14 protein-coding genes and 2 pseudogenes are annotated in these 19,233 nt (G+C 74.6%); 9 read left to right on the top strand and 7 right to left on the bottom strand.

What is annotated here, in order from left to right; genetic code table 11:
* Positions 1-150: 150 nt before the first annotated feature.
* From ABIH81_RS21125 to rph, 3 genes are read right to left on the bottom strand one after another with little or no spacing between them, the layout of a single operon-like run.
* The gene (locus ABIH81_RS21125; protein WP_349876619.1) at positions 151-1,245 is read right to left on the bottom strand and encodes a 12-oxophytodienoate reductase; all 1,095 of its coding nucleotides are present in this window, start codon (positions 1,243-1,245) and stop codon (positions 151-153) included.
* Positions 1,246-1,287: 42 nt separating this feature from the next.
* Positions 1,288-1,656 (bottom strand): MerR family transcriptional regulator, encoded by a 369-nt coding sequence (locus ABIH81_RS21120; RefSeq protein WP_302907416.1) that lies wholly within the window; start codon positions 1,654-1,656, stop codon positions 1,288-1,290.
* A 49-nt stretch (positions 1,657-1,705) separates the two neighbouring features.
* Positions 1,706-4,300: a rifamycin-inactivating phosphotransferase gene (gene rph / locus ABIH81_RS21115; protein ID WP_349881172.1), complete on the bottom strand. Its 2,595-nt coding sequence runs from the start codon at positions 4,298-4,300 to the stop codon at positions 1,706-1,708.
* A 296-nt stretch (positions 4,301-4,596) separates the two neighbouring features.
* On the opposite strand from rph, the pseudogene ABIH81_RS21110 reads away from it, so the two are divergent.
* The 4 genes and pseudogenes from ABIH81_RS21110 to ABIH81_RS21095 all read left to right on the top strand — a co-directional run.
* Positions 4,597-7,179, top strand: a pseudogene (locus tag ABIH81_RS21110) (ATP-binding protein); the annotation flags it as partial.
* A 574-nt stretch (positions 7,180-7,753) separates the two neighbouring features.
* A pseudogene (locus ABIH81_RS21105) lies at positions 7,754-8,299 on the top strand (PP2C family protein-serine/threonine phosphatase); the annotation flags it as partial.
* Positions 8,300-8,368: 69 nt separating this feature from the next.
* A complete protein-coding gene (locus ABIH81_RS21100) occupies positions 8,369-8,746 on the top strand; it encodes an ATP-binding protein (RefSeq protein ID WP_349881171.1) in 378 nt (125 codons plus the stop codon).
* The gene (locus tag ABIH81_RS21095; protein ID WP_349876618.1) at positions 8,743-9,042 is read left to right on the top strand and encodes an STAS domain-containing protein; all 300 of its coding nucleotides are present in this window, start codon (positions 8,743-8,745) and stop codon (positions 9,040-9,042) included. Before ABIH81_RS21100 ends, ABIH81_RS21095 begins: the two co-directional genes overlap by 4 nt.
* A gap of 31 nt (positions 9,043-9,073) precedes the next feature.
* Here ABIH81_RS21095 and ABIH81_RS21090 read toward each other — a convergent pair whose 3' ends face one another.
* Together ABIH81_RS21090 and ABIH81_RS21085 are read right to left on the bottom strand one after the other, a co-directional pair.
* A complete protein-coding gene (locus tag ABIH81_RS21090) occupies positions 9,074-9,955 on the bottom strand; it encodes a universal stress protein (RefSeq protein WP_349876617.1) in 882 nt (293 codons plus the stop codon).
* 21 nt (positions 9,956-9,976) lie between these two features.
* A complete protein-coding gene (locus tag ABIH81_RS21085) occupies positions 9,977-12,649 on the bottom strand; it encodes a cation-transporting P-type ATPase (RefSeq protein ID WP_349876616.1) in 2,673 nt (890 codons plus the stop codon).
* A gap of 110 nt (positions 12,650-12,759) precedes the next feature.
* Between ABIH81_RS21085 and ABIH81_RS21080 the strand changes: the two genes are divergently transcribed.
* The 5 genes from ABIH81_RS21080 (at position 12,760) to ABIH81_RS21060 (ending at position 16,400) form a co-directional block, all read left to right on the top strand.
* A complete protein-coding gene (locus ABIH81_RS21080; RefSeq protein ID WP_349876615.1) occupies positions 12,760-13,572 on the top strand; it encodes a hypothetical protein in 813 nt (270 codons plus the stop codon).
* Positions 13,573-13,613: 41 nt separating this feature from the next.
* Positions 13,614-13,802 (top strand): ribonuclease, encoded by a 189-nt coding sequence (locus tag ABIH81_RS21075; protein WP_278090764.1) that lies wholly within the window; start codon positions 13,614-13,616, stop codon positions 13,800-13,802.
* Between the two features lie 35 nt (positions 13,803-13,837).
* Positions 13,838-14,311, top strand: coding sequence for a hypothetical protein (locus ABIH81_RS21070; RefSeq protein ID WP_349876614.1), 474 nt, complete (start codon positions 13,838-13,840; stop codon positions 14,309-14,311).
* 76 nt (positions 14,312-14,387) lie between these two features.
* Complete coding sequence (locus ABIH81_RS21065) at positions 14,388-15,587, top strand: MFS transporter (protein ID WP_349876613.1); 1,200 nt, start codon at positions 14,388-14,390, stop codon at positions 15,585-15,587.
* A gap of 315 nt (positions 15,588-15,902) precedes the next feature.
* Positions 15,903-16,400: a YetF domain-containing protein gene (locus ABIH81_RS21060; protein WP_349876612.1), complete on the top strand. Its 498-nt coding sequence runs from the start codon at positions 15,903-15,905 to the stop codon at positions 16,398-16,400.
* Between the two features lie 67 nt (positions 16,401-16,467).
* Here ABIH81_RS21060 and katG read toward each other — a convergent pair whose 3' ends face one another.
* Together katG and ABIH81_RS21050 are read right to left on the bottom strand one after the other, a co-directional pair.
* The gene (gene katG / locus ABIH81_RS21055) at positions 16,468-18,744 is read right to left on the bottom strand and encodes a catalase/peroxidase HPI (protein ID WP_349876611.1); all 2,277 of its coding nucleotides are present in this window, start codon (positions 18,742-18,744) and stop codon (positions 16,468-16,470) included.
* Between the two features lie 23 nt (positions 18,745-18,767).
* Positions 18,768-19,196: a Fur family transcriptional regulator gene (locus ABIH81_RS21050; protein ID WP_302907400.1), complete on the bottom strand. Its 429-nt coding sequence runs from the start codon at positions 19,194-19,196 to the stop codon at positions 18,768-18,770.
* Between the last annotated feature and the right edge of the window lie 37 nt (positions 19,197-19,233).

Here is a 19,233-nt window from a genome sequence, read left to right as displayed (position 1 = left end):
GGTGCGACTCCTCGACCCCCGCCTCCGGTGGCGGTGGTGTCGAGGTACGACCAGCGCGGCTCGCCCGGTGAGCCTTGCGGCGCTCATGCCCTGCCATCGACTGTGAGCGATAACATCCCCCGGCGTCAACCCCTGCGGGGCACCCCGGTCCTAGGGGTACACGTCCTCGTGCGCCTTGCGGTAGTCGACGATCTCGCCCAGCCGGCCGGCGGCGGCGTGCGTCACCCACGCCGGGTTGCCCAGCAGCGCGCGGCCGAGCGCGACCAGGTCGAACTCCCCGTCCGCCAGCCGTGCGGCCAGGCCCGCCACCGACTCCGGGCCGTCCGGGCGCAGGAACTCCCGCCGCAGCCCGACCGAGCCCACGGTGATCGACGGCAGGCCGGTGAGGCGCTTCGCCCAGCCGGCCAGGTTCAGCGCCGAGCCGGCGAACGCCGGCTGCCAGAAGCGGCGTTGCGAGGCGTGCAGGACGTCCGCGCCGGCCTCGGCGAACGCGGTGAGGATCTGCGCCAGCTCGGCTGGGGTCTCGGCGATCCGCGCGTCGAACGCCCGCTCCTTGAACTGGGAGAACCGCACGATCACCGGGCGGCCCGCCGGCACCTGGGCGCGTACCGCACGCACCACCGCTGCCGGGAACGCCGCACGCCGCGCCGGTGAGCCGCCGAACGCGTCGGTCCGGCGGTTCGTGTACGGCCACAGGAACTCGTCCAGCAGGTAGCCGTGCGCGGCGTGGATCTCGATCGCGTCGAACCCGGCCCGCACGGCGACCCGGGCCGCGTCCGCGTACGCCGCCAGCAGCACGTCCGCGTCGGCGGCGGTCATCGCGTGCGGCGCCGGGCGGCCCGGCTCGCGTACCCCCGAGGGGGTCCACGCCGGACGGCCGTCCACCGGTTCGCGCAGGCTGCCCAGGTGCCACAGCTGCGCGGCGATCCGGCCGCCGGCGGCGTGCACGGCCTCGACCACGCCCCGCCAGCCGGCCTCGGCCGCGCCGGCGGTCATCCGGGGCACGGTGTCCTCGTGCCCGGCGCTGGGATGGTCGACCAGCACGCCCTCGGTGACGATGAGGCCGACGCCCGCCGCGGCGCGGCGCCGGTAGTAGCCGGCCATCTCCGGCGTCGGCACGCCACCCGGCGCGCGGTTACGGGTCATCGGCGCCATCACGAAGCGGGACGGCAACGGCAGTCCGGCGACGGTGACGGGTTCCAGCAGCGGCGCCACCGGCGATCCGGTGTCCAGGGTCGCGTTCATGACCCGACGCTAGGAGTTGACACCGGTGTCAAGGGCAAGCGCTCAGGCGGCCGGATCCCGGGTGTCCTCGGTCACCGTCATGTCGGACACCACGTCGTCGAGCACCGCGACGGCGTGCGCGAGCCGTGCCATCTCGGCGGTCATCCGGGCCCGCTCCTCGCGCAGCCGGTCGGTGAGCCACGAGGTGCGGATCTCCGGATCGGTCACGCAGGGCAGCAGCTCGGCCATCCGGCGGCTGCTCAGCCCGGCGTCGAACAGACGCTGGATGAGCCGGACCCGGTCCACCGCCGACTCGGCGAAGACCCGCTGCCCGCTCGCGGTGCGCACGGCGGCGAGCAGGCCCTGCTGCTCGTAGTACCGGATGGACCGGGCACTGACCCCGGTACGCGCCGACAGCTCCCCGATCCGCATCGCGCCTCCCCCGCTCGCCGCACGTCCATCATCGAGCATGCCGCGCCGGTCAGGACAGCAGCTCGACGTACCCGTCGGTGCCGTGCACCCGGATCCGCCCGCCGTCGCGGATCAGCCGGGTCGCGTCCGGCACCGCCACCACGGCCGGCAGGCCGTACTCCCGGGCGATCACCGCGCCGTGCGTCATCAGCCCGCCCACCTCGGTCACCAGGCCCGCGGCGCCCACGAACAGCGGCGTCCAGCTCGGGTCGGTGTGCGCGGTGACGAGGATGTCGCCCGGCTCCAGGCCTGCGTCGGCCAGGTCCGTCACGACCCGCGCCCGCCCCTCGACGACGCCGGCCGAGACCGGCAGCCCGACCAGGGCGCCCGTGGGCACGTCGTCGCGCCGGTACGAGCCGTTCAGCGCCTCGCCGTCGCAGGTGAGCACCCGGGGCGGAGTGAGCGCCTGGTGCGCCCGGAACTCCTCCCGGCGCCTGCGGATCAGCGCGGCGTCGACCCGGCCGGTGGCCGCGACCTCGCGGAACTCGTCGAACGTCAGGTAGAAGACGTCCTCGGCAGCGGTGAGCACACCTGCGCGCGCCAGCCGCCCGGCCTCGGCCATGAGCGCCTGCTTGTAGACGGCGTACCGGCTCACGATGTCGTACTTCGGGTACTCCCGGTAGCCGGCGAACGTCCGTACCCGCTCGATCATCGCCCGCGTCTCGGCGGCCCTGCGCTCACCGCCGGGCAGCGCGCGCAGGCGGTCGAGCACCTCCCGGGCCTTCGCCTCGGCCCGCTCCCGGCCCTGCGCGAAGCGGCGCGCGGCGGCGCCCGGGGCGAAGTTGCGGACGTTGTCCAGGATCAGCGGCACGAGCGTGGCCGGGCGCTCGCTCCACCGGGGCCGGGTGATGTCGATCTCGCCGACGCAGCGCATGCCGTACCGGTCGAGGTAGCCCTCGATGGCCTCGCGCGCCTCCGGGCCGCCCGGCAGTTTCAGCAGGTCGTCCAGGAACCCGTCGTCGGCGGCGTCCCGCAGGAACGCCACCACGTCGGGGTACGCGCGGATCACGTCGGCCACGTCGAGCAGCGCCAGCCCCATCTCGGAGGTGACGTTGCCGGGCGCGGACAGCGTGAGCATGTCGGCCGCGTCGCGTTCGCCGAGCCACTCCCCCAGCTTGTCGTCGAGCCACCAGGTGGCCTGCATCCCCGCCATGATCGCCTGGCCGCTCAGCGGATCGGTGAGCACCCGCTTGTGCTCGGCGAACGCCTCGGTCAGGAAGTCGAACAGCTCGGGTCCGGACCGGGTGCCGAGGTCGCGGCGCAGCGCGGCGACGGACGCCTGGCTGCGCTCGACGAGCGTGGTGACGATCGCCGGGTCGGTGTCGATCGGCTGTGGCGGCCCGCCCGCTGGCGGGCCGGCCGGGGCCGGGTCCGGCGCGGCCGGCACGACGTCGCGGGCGAGGACCGTCTCCAGCGCGTCCCGGGTGAGCGGGTCGGTCCGGCCGATCATGTCCAGGAACGCGGCACGGCCCGCCGGCGTGGCCAGGTGCGGCGTGGCGTCGACGAACAGCCGGCCGCCCGCCTCGTGCATCGGCGCCATGGCGGTGAGCCGCCACATCGACCGGCCCAGCGGCTTCATGGCGTCGGTCATCATCTGCTGGTGGCCGACCGACAGGTAGACGTGGAACCGCCCGTCGGCGGCGGCCGCCGGCACCGGGAACAGCGTGGTGATCGGCCGGCTCTGCAGGATGTGGACGTCGTCCCCGGTCAGGGCCCACTCGATGTCCTGCGGGCGGCCGAAGCGCGCCTCGATCCGCCGGCCCAGCGCGGCGAGGCGTACCGCCTGCGCGTCGGTCAGCGCGGGAGACGCCTGCCGGGCCGGGTCGACCGGCGCCTCCCGGGTGCCGCCGCCGGGCGCCGCGTGCACCGCCCGCGACTTCGCGCCGATCGTCCGGCCGACCACCGCGCCGTCGCGCACCGTGAAGACGTCCGAGTTCACCAGGCCGGAGACCAGGGCCTCGCCGAGACCGAAACCGGCCTCGACCGAGACCACCGTCCGGTTCCCGGTGACCGGGTCGGCGGTGAACATGATCCCGGCCGCGTCCGGGAAGACCATCCGCTGCACCACCACTGCCATGTCGACGGCCCGGTCGTCGATGCCGTGGCGCCGCCGGTAGGTCACCGCCCGCTCGGTGAACAGCGAGGCCCAGCAGCGGCTGACGTGCCGCAGCACCTCGGCCGTGCCCACCACGTTCAGATAGGTGTCCTGCTGGCCCGCGAACGAGGCGGCCGGCAGGTCCTCCGCGGTCGCGCTCGACCGCACCGCGTACGCGGCGTCCGCACCGAGCCGGGACAGCGCGGCGGTGACCGCCGCCGCGACGTCGCCGGGCAGCGCGGCCCGCTCGACGGCGCGGCGCACCTCGGCGGCGGCCGCCCGGATCGCCGCCGGGTCGTCCGCGTCCGCGCCGGCGAGCCGGTCCAGCGGACCGGCCAGCGACGGCGTCCGCGCCACCAGCCGGAAGGCGTCCGTCGTGACGCAGAAACCACTGGGTACGCGCACCCCGTCGATCCGCGTCAGCGCCCCCAGATGCGCGCCCTTGCCGCCGACCGCGCCGATCCGCGTCTCGTCGGCTTCGTGCAGTTCCCACACGTACCGCCCGGTCATGCCGTGCCCCCGTTTTCGCAGCTCAACCCGCATCGGCCGATGATTCTGCGGCATGACCGGGGGCCTTGCGGCAAGACCCGGGATGCGATATATATTGATGCTGGCGAGGAGATCTTTCTCCTTGCCTTTCGTTTTGTGGTCCCACGACCCTGCTCGATCCGCTGCCGTCACGTGAGTCAGATCTCCCCGCTCCGGGTGGAGTGCCGGGGGCGCGACGGGGCAAGAAGCGACCACGGGGCCGCGGCACGTCGCGGCCTGGACGAGCGGGATCGGGTGGGTTGGGGGAGACTCGGGCGATGAGCGGCGCTGACACCGACCCGCGTACGGGCGCCGACGTCTTCGCCGTCGACGGTGAGATCGGGCCGGACCTGGCGCGGATCGACTGGTCGGCGCACCCCCTGGGCCCGCCGGACACCTGGCCGCAGAGCCTGCGGACCGCGGTACGGATCCTGCTGTCCTCCCGGTTCTCGATGTGGATGGCCTGGGGGCCGCAGCTCAGCTTCTTCTGCAACGCCGCCTACCGGCGGGACACCCTCGGCCGCAAGTACCCGTGGGCGCTGGGGCGTCCGGCGAACGAGGTGTGGGCGGAGATCTGGGACGACATCGGCCCCCGCGTCGACACCGTGCTGCGCACCGGCGAGGCGACCTGGGACGAGGGCCTGCTGCTGTTCCTGGAGCGGGCCGGCTACCGGGAGGAGACGTACCACACGTTCTCCTACAGCCCGCTGCGTGCCGACGACGGCAGCCTGGTCGGGATGCTCTGTTTGGTCAGTGAGGACACCGAGCGGGTCATCGGTGAGCGGCGGATGGCCACGCTGCGCGACCTCGGCTCGGACCCGAGCGTCATCCGCACCGAACAGGAGACGCTCGCGTTCGTCAGCCTCCAGCTGGCCCGCAATCCGCAGGATCTTCCGTTCACGCTCACCTACCTGTACGACGGCGACGGCGGCGCCCGGCTCGTGGAGGCGACCGGGCTGCCGGTGGGCCACCCGGCGGCCCCGGCCACGCTGTCCCTCGGCGACCCCGCCGCCCCGTGGCCGGCCGGCGCTCCCACCGAGGGCGAGTCGGTGCGGGTCGCGCTCGACGGCCCGGCCTTCACGGACCTGCCCGCGGGTGTCTGGCCCGCCGCGCCGGCCGAGGCGCTCCTGGTGCCGCTGCGGCAGCAGGGCGGGGCGCCGTACGGGTTCCTGGTCGCCGGGCTGAACCGCTACCGGGCGCTGGACGACGGGTACCGCGGCTTCGTGGAGCTGACCGCCGGGCACCTGGCCACCGGCATCGCCAGCGCCCGCAGCTACCAGGCGCAGCAGCGGCGGGCGGAGGAACTCGCCGAGCTGGACCGCGCGAAGACCGCGTTCTTCTCCAACGTCAGCCACGAGTTCCGTACCCCGCTCACCCTGATCATGGGACCGCTGGAGGAGCTGCGCGGCCGGTTGCAGGGCGCCGACGAGCGGGTCCGCGCCGAGCTGGACGTCATCCGGCGCAACGGGCTGCGCCTGGGCAAGCTGGTCAACAGCCTGCTCGACTTCTCCCGGATCGAGGCCGGGCGGATGCAGGCCCGCTACGAGCCGGTGGACCTGGCCGCGGTGACGGCCGACCTGGCGAGCGCCTTCCGGTCGGCGATCGAGCGGGCCGGCCTGTCCTTCGAGGTGGACTGCCCGCCCCTGCCCGAGCCGGTGCACCTGGACCGCGGCATGTGGGAGAAGGTGGTGCTGAACCTGCTCAGCAACGCGCTGAAGTTCACCTTCGACGGCACGATCCGGGTGGAGCTGCGCGACGAGGGCGACTCGGCGGTGCTGCGGATCTCCGACACCGGCGTCGGCGTACCCGCCGACGAGATGCCGCGCCTGTTCGAGCGGTTCCACCGCATCGAGAACGCCCGCTCCCGTTCCGACGAGGGCAGCGGGATCGGCCTCGCGCTGGTCAAGGAACTGGTCACGCTGCACGGCGGCGACATCGACGCGGACAGCACGGTGGGCCGGGGCACGACCTTCACGATCCGGCTGCCGTTCGGCGCCGCCCACCTGCCCGCCGACGCGCTCGCCCCGGCGGGCGCCGGCCGGACGCCGGCGTCGGCCGAGCCGTTCGTGCAGGAGGCGCTGCGCTGGCTGCCCGCCGACCCGGGCGCCGCCGCCGGCGGGGACGACCCGGCCGACGGGCCGGTCCAGCCGCCGGCCGTCGGGACGCCGGCCCGCGTCCTGGTGGCCGACGACAACGCCGACATGCGGGAGTACCTCACCCGGCTGCTGCGCTCGGCCGGGCACGAGGTGCAGGCGGTCGCCGACGGGCGGGCCGCGCTGGACGCCGCCCGCGTGCACACCCCCGACCTGGTGGTCAGCGACGTGATGATGCCCCGCCTGGACGGCCTGCAACTGGTCGCCGCGCTGCGCGCCGACCAGCGTACGGCCGGCACTCCGGTGCTGCTGCTGTCCGCCCGCGCCGGTCAGGAGGCCTCGATCGAGGGGTTGGAGGCCGGCGCCGACGACTACCTGGTCAAGCCGTTCCCGGCCGCCGAGCTGCTGGCCCGCGTACGGGCGAACGTGGAGCTGGCCCGGCTGCGCAACCACCACGCCCGCTGGCGTACCGCGCTCGTCGACTCGTTGCAGGAGGCGTTCTTCGTCTGCGACGAGGACGGCGCGGTCGTCGAGATCAACGCGGCGTTCACCGGCATCCTCGGCTACGGGACCGAGGGCCTGCCCTATCCGGCCGTGCACCCGTGGTGGCCGGACCGGGAGGCCGAGCCCGAGGCGCACCGCCAGGTGGCGGCCGCGTTCTCGACGCTCGTGGGGCAGACCCGTGGCACCTACACCGTGCCGGTGACCCATCGCGACGGGCACCGGATCTGGATCTCGGCCGCGTTCAACCAGGTCGACGACCCGGACAGCGGCCGCCGGATGATCGTCGGCACGTTCCGCGACGTCACCGCCGAGCACTACGCCGTGCAGCGGGAGACCGCCCTGGCCGCGCTCAGCATGCGGCTGTCGCAGGCGGACGACCTCACCGACGCGCTGCTCGGGGTGCTGGACGAGATGCGCAGGCTGTGGCGGGCCGCCGGGGTGCTCACCGCCGTCTTCGGCGACCTGCCCGCCCCCGACGTGACCGCCACCGACCCGGCGGCACGCTGGGACACGTTGCCGCAGGAGCGCCGGCAGGCGTTGCTCGCGCTGCGGGACACCCCGCTGCTGACGCCGGTGGCGACGCGTACGCACGGCGCCGGCATCGCCGTCGAGCACCCGCACGGCACCATGGCGCTCTGGATCGACCTGGGCGAGAAGCGGCCCTTCACCGAACAGGACCAGACCCTGCTGGCGCTGCTGGCCGGCCACATCGGTCAGGGGCTGCACCGGGTGCACCAGCTCGACCCAGCAGCGGGAGACCGCGCTGGCCCTGCAACGGGCGATCCTCGGCCCGGCGCAACTGCCCGCCGGATTCGCGGTCCGGTACTCCCCCGCCGCGATGCCGCTCAAGGTCGGCGGCGACTGGTACGACACCGTCGAGCTGCCGGACGGGCGCATCGGCATCGTGGTCGGCGACTGCGTGGGGCACGGTCTTCGGGCCGCGACGGTGATGGGGCAGCTGCGCAGCGCCTGCCGCGCCCTGCTGTTGCAGGATCCGAGTCCGGCCCGCACGCTCGTGGCCCTGGACCGGTTCGCCGCGCTGCTGCCGGGCGCCTCCTGCGCCACCGTCTTCTGCGGCGTGCTGGACCCGGCCACCGGCCAGATGCGCTACTCCAGTGCCGGTCACCCGCCGGCCATCGTGGTACGCGCCGACGGCACTCCCGAACTCCTGCAGCACGGCCGGTCCCGGCCGCTGGCCGTGCGTCCGGGCCAGGAACGCCCGGAGGCGGAGGCGGCGGTGCCGCCGCGCGCCACCCTGATGCTCTACACCGACGGCCTGGTCGAACGCCGCCGCCAGCCGATCACCGCCGGGATCGCCCGCGCCACCGACGCCATCCAGCAGGGGCACCACGCGCCGGTCGAGGTCCTGGCGACCGAGATCATGGACCGGCTCACCCCCGACGGCGGCTACCACGACGACGTGGCCCTGCTGCTCTACCGCCATCCCGGGCCGTTGGAGCTGGAGTTCCCGGCCGAGTCGACCCGGCTGGCCGAGGTCCGCACCGCGCTGCGGGGATGGCTGGACCGCTGCGGGCTGGCCCCGGCCCACGCCTACAACATCCTGGTGGCGGCCGGTGAGGCGTGCGCCAACGCGGTCGAACACGGGCACCGCGACGATCCGGGCGGGCGGATCCGGCTGCGCGCCGCCGCCACGGCCGGTGACCTGCGCCTGAGCATCACCGACAGCGGCCGGTGGCGGGACCGGAACCGGCCCCCCGACCCGCACCGCGGCCGAGGACTCGTGCTCATGCGCGCACTGAATGACAGCATCAGCGTCACCCCTGGGGCCACCGGCACCACAGTCGACATGCAGGCGAGGATCAGGCCATGAGCACGTCCCTGACGCTCACCACGAGCGACCGTCCCGACGGCGCCCGCGTGCTGGCCGCCGTCGGTGAGATCGACATGAGCAACGCGTCCGCCTTCGCCGACGCGCTGGCCGAAGCGGTACGCCCCGACGGCGAACCTCTGGTCGTGGACCTCACCAAGGTGGAGTACCTGGACGGCGCCGGGCTGGCCGCGCTGTTCCCGCACGCCGGCCGGATCGCGCTGATCGCCGGCCCGCTGCTGGAGCCGCTGCTGACCATCTCCGGGCTGGCCGATCTCACCACGGTCCGCAGCGCCTGACGCCGCGGCGGCGTCAGGCGCAGTCGCGGCGTCAGGCGCGGTTGCGCACGATCACCAGCGGCGAGTGGGCGTGGTGCAGCACCGCGTGGCTGACCGAGCCGAGCAGCAGCCCGCCCAGCGCGCCCCGGCCGTGCGCGCCGACCACCACCAACTGGGCGTCCTTCGACTCCTCCACCAGCACCCGGGCCGGGGCACCGCGCATCGACCGCTGCCGCACCGGCACGTCCGGGTAACGCTCGGCCCAGCCGGCGATCGACTCGGCGACGACTCGCCGGGAATCCTCGGCGAGCGCCTCCGGGTCGTACACCAGCGGCAGGATGTCGCCGGGGCCGATCGGGGTGGGGTACAGCCAGGCGTGCACCACGATCAGCGGCGCGCCCCGGCGGGCGGCCTCCTCGTACGCGAACCCGACCGCCGCGGTGGACAGCTCGGAGCCGTCCACGCCGACCACGACCGGGCCGTCGGCGCGCGCCTCGCCGCGCGTCACCAGCACCGGGCAGTGCGCGCGGGCCGACACCTGGAGCGTCACCGAACCGATCAGCAGGCCGGCGAACCCGCCCAGACCGCGGTGGCCGAGCACGGTCAGCGCCGCCTCGCGGGACTCGGCGACCAGCACCGCCGCCGGCGCGCCGTCGACCACCACGCCGGTGACAGGTACGTCCGGGGCGACCTTGCCGGCCTCGGCGACCGCCTCGGCGACGACGCGTTCGGCCTGGTTGCGCAGGCCGGCGCCGGCGGGCGCACCCGGGGCCGGGGTGAGCGGCGCGCGGGTCAGCGGCCAGATGAAGGCGTGCACCACCCGCAGTGGCCGGTTCCGGTCGGCGGCCTCGCGGGCGGCCACCCGGACCGCGTCCAGCGAGGCGGCGGAGCCGTCCACGCCCACCACGACCGGGCCCTGCGAGTGGATCGTCATGACGTCCTCCTTCACTCGTCCTCAGCCTGCCCGTCCGGCGGCCGGCCCGGCAGGGCCGGCGGTCCCGGCCCGGGGGCCGTTGGTCCCGCGAAAGCGGCGGGCCAGCCGCAGCACCAGACCGGGCAGCACGCCGATCGCGGCGCAGGCGAGCAGGTCGGGCGCGCTGAGCGGGGACGTGCCGAGCAGCTCCCGCAGCGGCGGCAGCAGCACGCCCGCCACCTGGAGAGCCGCGGAGACCGCGACCGCCACCGGCAGCGCGAGGTTGCGTTCACGCGCGCCCGGGGTACGGGTGGCGCGTACCGCCAGCGCCACGCCGAGCTGGGCCAGGCCGAGCACCACGAACACCACCGACTGCCACGGCCGGTCCGCCGCCGCGGCCCACACGCCGGCGCCGAGCGTCGCCGCGGCGATCAGCGCGCCGGTGAGCAGCACGTCCCGGCCCAGCCCGGCGCCGAGCACCGACTCCTGCGGCGAGCGGGGCGGCCGGCGCAGCGTGCCCGGCTCGGCCGGTTCCGCGCCGAGCGCCACACCGGGAACGCCGTGGGTGAGCAGGTTGATCCAGAGGATCTGCGCCGGCAGCAGCGGCACCGGCAGGCCGAACAGCGGGCCGAGCAGCATCACCGCGATCTCGGCGACGCCACCGGCGAGCGCGTACCGCAGGAACCGGCGGATGTTGTCGTAGATCCGGCGGCCCTCGCCGATGGCGGTCGCCACGGTGGTCAGGTCGTCGTCGACGAGCACCAGGTCGGAGGCCTGCCGGGCCACCTCGGTGCCGCCGCCCATCGCCACGCCGATGTCCGCGCGGCGCAGCGCCGGGGCGTCGTTGACGCCGTCGCCGGTCATCGCCACCACGTGCCCCTGGGTCTGGAGGCCGGCGATGATGTCGAGTTTCTGTTCCGGCTGGGTCCGCGCGTACACCCGGGTCTCGGGGTGGGCGCGGCCGGGGTCGCCGTCGTCGCCGTTCGCCAGCGGGTCGCCGTCGCGCCAGAGACCGAGCCGCCCGCCGATGGCGGCGGCGGTCGCCGGGTGGTCGCCGGTGATGAGGACGAGCCGGATGCCGGCCTCCTCGAAGCCCGCGGCGATGCCGGGCGCCGCCGCGCGCAGCGGGTCGCCGACCGCGACCAGCCCCAGCGGGCGCAGGCCGGTCGGCCGGGCCGGGTCCGGCAGGGTGTCGGCAACCGCCGACGCCACCGCCAGCACCCGCAGCCCTTCGGCGGCGAGCCGGTGCGCGGCGTCGGCCAGCTCGGCCAGTTCCCCGGCGTCGGCGTCCACCAGCGGCGCGGCCAGCAGGTTCTCCGGCGCGCCCTTGCAGACCACCAGGTAGCGCCCGTCGCAGCGGCGGTGCACCGTGGTCATCCGGCGCAGATCCTGGTCGAACGGGGCCTCCGCCACCCGGGGCCAGGCGTCGCGGGTGGTGTCCGGGTCCAGGCCGCAGCGGGCGCCGAACGTGACCAGCGCCGCCTCAAGCGGGTCACCGATCGCGGTCCACTCCGGCCGCTCGCCGGTCGGCGGCGTCACGGTGGCGTCGTTGCAGAGCAGCCCGGCGCGGGCGAGGGCGCGCAGCTCGTCCGGGGCGCTCACCGGTTCGCCCCGGTGGTGCACCTCGCCGTCGGGCGCGTAGCCGGTGCCGGTGACGGCGTAGCGGTCGCGGCCGGGTACGACGGCGTACTGCACCGCCATCCGGCCCTCGGTGAGCGTGCCGGTCTTGTCGGAGGCGATCACGGTGACCGAGCCGAGGGTCTCCACCGCGTGCAGCCGGCGGGGGATGGCCCGGCTGCCGGCCATCCGGCGCGCGCCCAGGGCGAGCGCGAGCGTGACGACAGCGGGCAGCGACTCCGGCACGGCCGCCACCACGAGGCTGACGGCGGTGACCGCCATCTGCGTGACCGGCCGCCCGTCGAGCACGCCGATCGCGAAGACCAGCCCGGAGAGCACCACGGCGGTCAGGCCGAGCACCCGGCCGAGCGAGGACAGGCGTCGCTGCAACGGAGTGGGCGCCGGTCGGGTCGCCGCGACCAGGGCGCTGATCCGGCCCAGCGCGCTCGCCGCGCCGGTGCGCACCACGGTCCCGGTGGCGCGTCCGGTGGTGACCACGGTGCCCGCGCTCGCCTCCTCCCCCGCGACCCGGGCCACCGGCACCGACTCGCCGGTCAGCGCCGACTCGTCCAGGTTGAGGCGTACCGCGTCGGTGAGGTCCAGATCGGCGGGCACCACGTCGCCTGCTTCCAGCCGGACCAGGTCGCCGCGAACCAGGTCGGCGGCGGGCAGCACGAGGTCACGGCCGTCGCGGACCACGCGCGCGGTCGGTGCGGCGAGCCGGTCCAGCGCCGCGACGGCCCGGTCGGCGCGTACCTCCTGCACCACGCCGATCGCCGTGTTGATCAGGACGACCAGCACGATCACCGCGGTGTCCGGGTAGTCGCGCAGCAGCGTCGTCACCACGGCGGCGGCCAGCAGGAGCGCCACCAGCGGGTCGGTGAGCTGGCGGAACACCCGGCCGGCCAACCCGCGCTTGCGCGGGGCGGCCACGGTGTTCGGCCCGTCGGCGCGCAGCCGGGCGGCCGCCTCGGCCGAGCCGAGCCCGGTCGCGGGGGCCGGAGAGATCTCGGTGGGCGTCGTCGCTGTAGCGGGCCCGCCGTTGATCACCACATCGTCCTCCATGTCGTCGCCGCCCGCGCCGGGCAACCTCAGCATGCCGCGCGAGCGGGCCCGGTTCGCAGGGCCGAGGGCCTGTCGGACCCGGGACCAACGGCCCCCGCGGTACGGGGCAGCGCGGCGCCCGGCTCGCCGGTAACGTCGGCGCGGTGAGCCGGACACACAGCGCCACCGGGCCGAGACCTCCGTCCCGTCACCGGTGGATCCGCTGGGCGCTCGCGGTGCTCCTCCTCGCATCGGCCGGATGCGGGAAGGGGTTCGGCGAGGAGAGCGGCGACACGCTGGCGCGCGACGCCGCGGCGGTGGAGGCCAAGCAGCTCAACACGGACCTGGGGCACCGCAACCGGGTACGCGACGCCGGGTCGATCGCGGCCACGGAGATCGTCCGGGAGGCGGGGGACGCCACGTCGGGCGGCGACACGACCGTCCGGCGGGAGGCGCTGGCCTGGTCCGGCCGCACCGCCGGGGACGAGCGGGCCACTGTCGACGTCCGGTTCGTGGTGACAGTGCCGGAGCGGCCGCCGGTGTCGATCGGCGGCGCGAGCAACACCGCCGGCGAGGCCACCCGCTGCTACCGCTACGAGTTCCAGCTCTACCGCTACACGACGTACCGCGAGATCGGCTGTCCGAGTGGCGCCGCTCCCCCGCCACCCACCGCCGCGCCGGTGCCGAGGGTGCCCGAGGACGGGCGGCAGCGGCTCACCGCCGTGCTGCGCACCGCCACCCCGGACACGCTGGCCGGCGCCGTGCGGGCGGCCTTCCCGCAGGACTGGATCACTGTCGACACGACGGTGCACGAGGGCGCGCTCGTCGCCGCCGTCGGCGTACCGGCCGAACGGGACTGCCTGCTGCTCGTCCGCACGCCGGCCGGGAAGATCGAGACCCCGGGGTACGACCGGATCTGGCTGGAGCCGGGCGAGACGGGCTGCAGGACGGGCCTGTACGTCTCGCCGCCGCGCTGACGGACCGGTTTGCCGCACGGCGGCCGGGGCACCTGACGGTCATGACTGATCCGGAGCAGTTCCAGCGGCAGCAGGAGGACGCGCTCGAGCGCGGGCAGGTGTTCCAGGACGCCGAGGGGCGGCGTACCCGGGATCCGGGCGCCGGGGCGGAGAACGCGGAGAGCGAGGCCGACCGCAACGCCGAGCACCTGGCGCGCGGCGAGGTGGGCCCGGGCGTCCCGGAGGACTGACACCCGGCGAACGGGTGTCAATGTAGCGTTGACGGATGACCCTGGCCCGACTGTCCGAGATCGCCGCGGCCCGGGTCCGGCTGGACGAGCGCGAACTGGACCTGATCGACCGGGCCCGGCACGACGGCGCCACCTGGGCCGAGATCGCGCGGGCGCTGGGCCTGGGCAGCCGGCAGGCCGCCGAGCAGCGCCGGCAACGCCTCGTGGCGGCCCGGCGGGACCGCCTGACCCGGCTCGACCCGGCCGGCTCCCCCGACGTGCCGGCGCTCCGGGCGGCAGTCGCCGACCTGCACCGCTGGATCGAGACGGACCGCTCGTGGGACGGCCGTCTCCCCCGCGCGGCGTTGACGCGCCGCACCTGCGCGCTCGCGCTCGACGCCCCGGCCGGACCGCTGTACGCGCTGGCCGCGCACCTCGCCGACGACCTGGCCGGGGCCGGGCGCCGGCTGCCGGTTCCGGTGCGCGACGCCGCCCGCCGGATCACGACAGCCCTGTCAACAGCGCATTGACGCAAGGCTGAAGTGTTGCCTCGGTCCGGCTCATGTCCCGAGGATGAGTCCTCCAGGCTCAACTCTCGGGGGACTCATGCGCCGCAACGCGTTCCTGTTCGTGGCCGTCTCGCTGCTGTCCGGCCTCGGAGGCAGCGCCATGGCCCTGGTCTCCGGCATCTGGATCCTGGACCTCACCGGCTCCACCGGCCTCGCCGCGCTGGCCGGTCTCTGCGTCTACGCCCCGACGCTGGCCGGACCGTGGCTCGGCGGCCTGCTCGACCGGGTGCCCCGGCGCCCCCTGGTGATCGGCGTCAACCTCGCGCTCGCCGCCGCGCTGCTGAGCCTGCTGGCCGTACGAGGGCCCGGCCAGACGTGGCTGATCTACGCCGTCTCGCTCACCTACGGCATCGGCTACGTGCTCGTCGACGCCGGCGAGACCGCCCTGCTGCCCGCCGCGCTCCCCCCGGCCCGGCTGGCCGACGTCAACGGCTGGCGATCGAGCGCGCAGGAGGGCATGAAGCTGGTGGCGCCGCTGGCCGGGGCGGGTCTGTACGCGTGGCGGGGCGGGCACGTCGTCGCGGTGCTCGCCGCCGCCGTACCGGTGCTCGTGGCCGCCCTGTACGGCGCGTTGCGCCTGACGCGGACCGTTCCCGCTCCCCCGGCCGCACGCCCGGCGGGAGTACGGGACGGGCTCGCCGCGCTCCTGGCCCGGCGGGCGGTACGCGTACCCGTGGCGCTCGCGGCGGTGTCCATCGCGATGTCCGGCTTCACCACCGCGGCGCTGTACGACGTGGTGGTGACGGACCTGGCGCTGCCGTCGACGTTCCTCGGTGTGCTCGCGAGCGCACAGGGCGCCGGGTCGCTGCTCGCCGGGCTGGCCGTCGGCCGGCTCGTCCGCCGCCGCGGCGAGACCGCGGTCGGTGTCGCGGGCGCGGTCCTGTTCTCGGCCGGCTGTCTGGGTCGCTGCCTGCCGTGGTGGCCGGGCACCGTGGCCGCCTCGGTGGTGGCCGGAGTGGGTCTGCCGTGGACGCTCGTCGCGGCGGTCACCGCCGTGCAGACGTACACGCCACAGGCGATGCTGGGGCGGGTCGCCGGGACGGCGAACACGGCGATGTTCGGCCCGATCACGCTGGCCATCCCGCTCGGGTCGGCGGCGGTCACCGCCGGCGGCCGGCCGCCGCTGGTGGTCGCCGCCGGGGTGTGCCTGGCCGCCGCGCTGGCGGCGACCAGGGGTGGAGGCCGCCGAGGCGCCACCACCACCGCGCCGGAGGCCGGGGCCCGGGTCCGGGCCTGACCGGATGCGGCCCGTCCCCAGGGTGACGGGGACGGGCCGTTTTTCGAAACCCGCAGGCAACACGGATGGGCGCGGATTCCCGGCCACCAGCGGCGATCCATGCCGGATCCATCGGGCTGCGGCCGGACGGGATTCCCGCTCTCGGGACACCGCGAACCGCTTGGCGGGACGACCGCAACTTCCGAGCAGATCTTCCAACGTTTGCGGATCCGGAACAACGGCCGTCAGCCCGCCCTCGGCGGGCATTGGGAGGGCAACCACGGCGACCGGTGACCCGCCCTGGTGTGGGGCGGCCGGTTCCGGGTAGGAGCGGGCGTGGGCGACTGGCGGCGGCTGCTGATCCCCGACACCCCGCTGTGGGAGATCGCGCTTCGCGGCAGCGTGGTCTACCTGACGATCTTCGTCCTGCTCCGCGTGCTGCTCAAGCGGGAGAGCGGCGGCACCGGCGTGACCGACCTGCTGGTGATCGTGCTGATCGCCGACGCGGCGCAGAACGCGATGGCCGACGACTACCGTTCCATCACCGACGGCGTGCTGCTGGTCGCCGTGATCATCGGATGGGCGTACCTGCTCGACGTGCTGTCCTACCGCTGGCCCGCGGTCGCGCGCCTGGTCAACCCCGGTCCCCTGCTGCTCGTCCGCGACGGCCGCATCCTGCACCGCAACATGCGCCGCGAGCTGATCACCGAGGACGAGCTGTTCAGCCAGCTCCGTCGGCACGGAGTCGAGCGCCTGGACCAGGTCAAGGAGGTGCGGATGGAGTCGCAGGGCCAGTTCAGCGTGATCATTCGCGCGAAGCGGCGCGGCGGCTGAGCCGGGCCACGGGCGAGCCCCGGCCCGTCGCGGCGCGACGGACCGGGGCTCGGGAAGGTACGGCGGATCAGGCCAGGTCGAAGCGGTCCAGCTCCATGACCTTCGTCCAGGCGGCCACGAAGTCGCGGACGAACTTCTCCCGCGCGTCGTCGCTCGCGTAGACCTCGGCGAGCGCCCGCAGCTGCGAGTTGGAGCCGAAGATGAGGTCGACCGCGGTGGCGGTCCACTTCACCTGGTCGGTCGCCAGGTCCCGGATCTCGTACACGTGCTCCTCGGACTCCGCCGCCTTCCACCGGGTGCCCGGGGAGAGCAGGTTGACGAAGAAGTCGTTGGTGAGCACGCCGGGCCGGTCGGTGAGCACGCCGTGCGCGGCGCCGCCGACGTTGTTGCCGAGCGCGCGCAGGCCGCCGACCAGGACGGTCATCTCCGGCGCGGTCAGGTTCAGCATGTACGCGCGGTCGACGAGCAGCACCTCCGGCTGGGTCTTCTCGCCCGGCCGCAGGTAGTTGCGGAACCCGTCGGCGCGCGGCTCCATCACCCGGAACGACTCGACGTCGGTCTGCTCCTGCGTGGCGTCGGTACGACCCGGGTGGAACGGCACCGTCACCTCGACACCGGCGTCCCGCGCCGCCTGCTCGACCGCGGCCGAACCGGCCAGCACGATCAGGTCGGCGAGCGAGATCTGGGCACCTCCGGCGGAGTTGAACTCCTGCTGGATGCCCTCCAGGGTGGCCAGTACGGTGGCGAGCTGCTCCGGCTGGTTGACCTCCCAGTTGCGCTGCGGCTCCAGCCGGATCCGCGCGCCGTTGGCGCCACCGCGCTTGTCGGTGTAGCGGTAGCTCGCGGCCGAGGCCCAGGCGGTGGAGACCAGCTGGGCGGTGGTGAGGCCGGACTCCAGCACCTTCGCCTTGAGCGCGGCGACGTCGGCGTCGTTCACCAGCTCGTGCGCGACGGCCGGCACCGGGTCCTGCCAGAGCTGGGCCTCGGGCACCCACGGGCCGAGGAAGCGGCTGACCGGGCCCATGTCACGGTGCAGCAGCTTGTACCAGGCCTTGGCGAACGCCAGCGCGAACTCGTCCGGGTTCTCCAGGAAACGGCGGGAGATCTTCTCGTACGCCGGGTCGACGCGCAGCGACAGGTCGGTCGTGAGCATGGTCGGCTTGTGCTTCTTCGACGGGTCGTGGGCGTCCGGGACGATCGCCTCGGCGTCCTTGGCGACCCACTGCTTGGCTCCACCCGGGCTGGTGGTCAGCTCCCACTCGTAGCCGAAGAGGATCTCGAAGAACCGGTTGCTCCACTGGGTCGGACGGTCGGTCCAGGTCACCTCGAGACCGCTGGTGATCGTGTCGCCGCCCTTGCCCTCGCCGTACGTGCTCAGCCAGCCCAGGCCCTGCGCCTCCAGCGGCGCGCCCTCCGGCTCGGGGCCGACGTGCCCGTCGGCGGGGCCGGCGCCGTGGGTCTTGCCGAACGTGTGGCCGCCGGCGATCAGCGCGACGGTCTCCTCGTCGTTCATCGCCATCCGGCGGAACGTCTCGCGGATGAAGTGCGCCGCGGCGAGCGGGTCGGCGTTGCCGCGCGGACCCTCCGGGTTGACGTAGATCAGGCCCATCTCGGTGGCGCCGACGCCGGCCACCATCTCCTTCTCGGAGGCGTAGCGCTCGTCGCCGAGCCAGGCGTCCTCGGGGCCCCAGAAGATCTCCTCCGGCTCCCAGACGTCCTCGCGGCCGAAGCCGAAGCCGAAGGTCTTGAAGCCCATCGACTCCAGGGACACGTTGCCGGCGAGCACCAGCAGGTCGGCCCAGGAGATCTTCTGGCCGTACTTCTGCTTGACCGGCCAGAGCAGCCGGCGGGCCTTGTCCAGGTTGGCGTTGTCCGGCCAGCTGTTCAGCGGGGCGAACCGCTGCCCGCCGTCGCCGGCGCCACCGCGGCCGTCCTCGATGCGGTAGGTGCCCGCGGCGTGCCAGCTCATGCGGATCATCAGGCCGCCGTAGTGGCCGAAGTCGGCCGGCCACCAGTCCTGCGAGGTGGTGAGCACCTCGGTGATGTCCCGCTTGAGCGCCTCGACGTCGAGCTTGGCGAACTCCCTGGCGTAGCTGAACTCCGGGCCCAGCGGGTTGCCCTTGGAGGAGTGGGCGTGCAGCACCGACAGGTCGAGCTGGTTGGGCCACCAGTCGCGGTTGGTGCGCGGACGACCGCCGGTCTTCGGGGTCGGCGAGTCGATCGCCGGGTTCTCGCTCTCGCTGCCGTGCGCGGTCACGGAGTCGTGCGCGACCGGGCAGCCGGCCGCCTCCTTGGCGTCCACGCCCTGCGGGCTGACGGGCCGGTTGTCCTGGCTGTCGCTCATCTGCTTCCTTCCGAACTGGCGGATCACTGGGCGGTGCGGTCGGCCGCGCAGCCGGGGCAGGTGCCCCAGTAGACGACCTCCGCCTCGTCCACCACGAAGCCGTGGTCGTCGGAGGCGGTGAGACAGGGGGCGCGGCCGACGGCGCACTCGACGTCGGCGATGGCGCCGCAGGAACGGCACACGACGTGGTGGTGGTTGTCCCCCACCCGCGACTCGTAGCGGGCCGTGGCGCCGGCCGGCTGGATGCGCCGGATCAGCCCGGCGTCGGTGAGTGCCCGGAGCACATCGTAGACCGCCTGGTGGGAGACGGTGGGCTGCTCGGCGCGGACCAGGGCGATCACCGTGTCGGTGTCGACGTGCGGGTGGTCACGCAGCGCGGCCAGCACCGCCAGGCGGGGCCGGGTCACCCGCAACGAGACCGCCCGGAGCTGCGTCTCGAAGTCGGCCGTCATGCGACGACCTTAGTCCGGTCTTTTGGAATGAATCAAG

Origin of the sequence: Micromonospora sp. HUAS YX12, from assembly GCF_040215685.1 — a bacterium.
Taxonomy (GTDB): Bacteria; Actinomycetota; Actinomycetes; order Mycobacteriales; family Micromonosporaceae; genus Micromonospora; species Micromonospora tulbaghiae.
This window is presented reverse-complemented; position numbering and strand designations above follow the sequence as displayed.

Excerpts from the sequence above, each read along its gene's own strand:
- katG (WP_349876611.1), bottom strand. The coding sequence starts at position 18,744 with ATGAGCGACAGCCAGGACAACCGGCCCGTCAGCCCGCAGGGCGTGGAC.
- ABIH81_RS21095 (WP_349876618.1), top strand. The coding sequence starts at position 8,743 with ATGAGCACGTCCCTGACGCTCACCACGAGCGACCGTCCCGACGGCGCC.
- ABIH81_RS21065 (WP_349876613.1), top strand. The coding sequence starts at position 14,388 with ATGCGCCGCAACGCGTTCCTGTTCGTGGCCGTCTCGCTGCTGTCCGGC.
- ABIH81_RS21120 (WP_302907416.1), bottom strand. The coding sequence starts at position 1,656 with ATGCGGATCGGGGAGCTGTCGGCGCGTACCGGGGTCAGTGCCCGGTCC.
- ABIH81_RS21125 (WP_349876619.1), bottom strand. The coding sequence starts at position 1,245 with ATGAACGCGACCCTGGACACCGGATCGCCGGTGGCGCCGCTGCTGGAA.
- rph (WP_349881172.1), bottom strand. The coding sequence starts at position 4,300 with ATGACCGGGCGGTACGTGTGGGAACTGCACGAAGCCGACGAGACGCGG.
- ABIH81_RS21070 (WP_349876614.1), top strand. The coding sequence starts at position 13,838 with ATGACCCTGGCCCGACTGTCCGAGATCGCCGCGGCCCGGGTCCGGCTG.
- ABIH81_RS21075 (WP_278090764.1), top strand. The coding sequence starts at position 13,614 with ATGACTGATCCGGAGCAGTTCCAGCGGCAGCAGGAGGACGCGCTCGAG.
- ABIH81_RS21050 (WP_302907400.1), bottom strand. The coding sequence starts at position 19,196 with ATGACGGCCGACTTCGAGACGCAGCTCCGGGCGGTCTCGTTGCGGGTG.
- ABIH81_RS21090 (WP_349876617.1), bottom strand. The coding sequence starts at position 9,955 with ATGACGATCCACTCGCAGGGCCCGGTCGTGGTGGGCGTGGACGGCTCC.
- ABIH81_RS21085 (WP_349876616.1), bottom strand. The coding sequence starts at position 12,649 with ATGCTGAGGTTGCCCGGCGCGGGCGGCGACGACATGGAGGACGATGTG.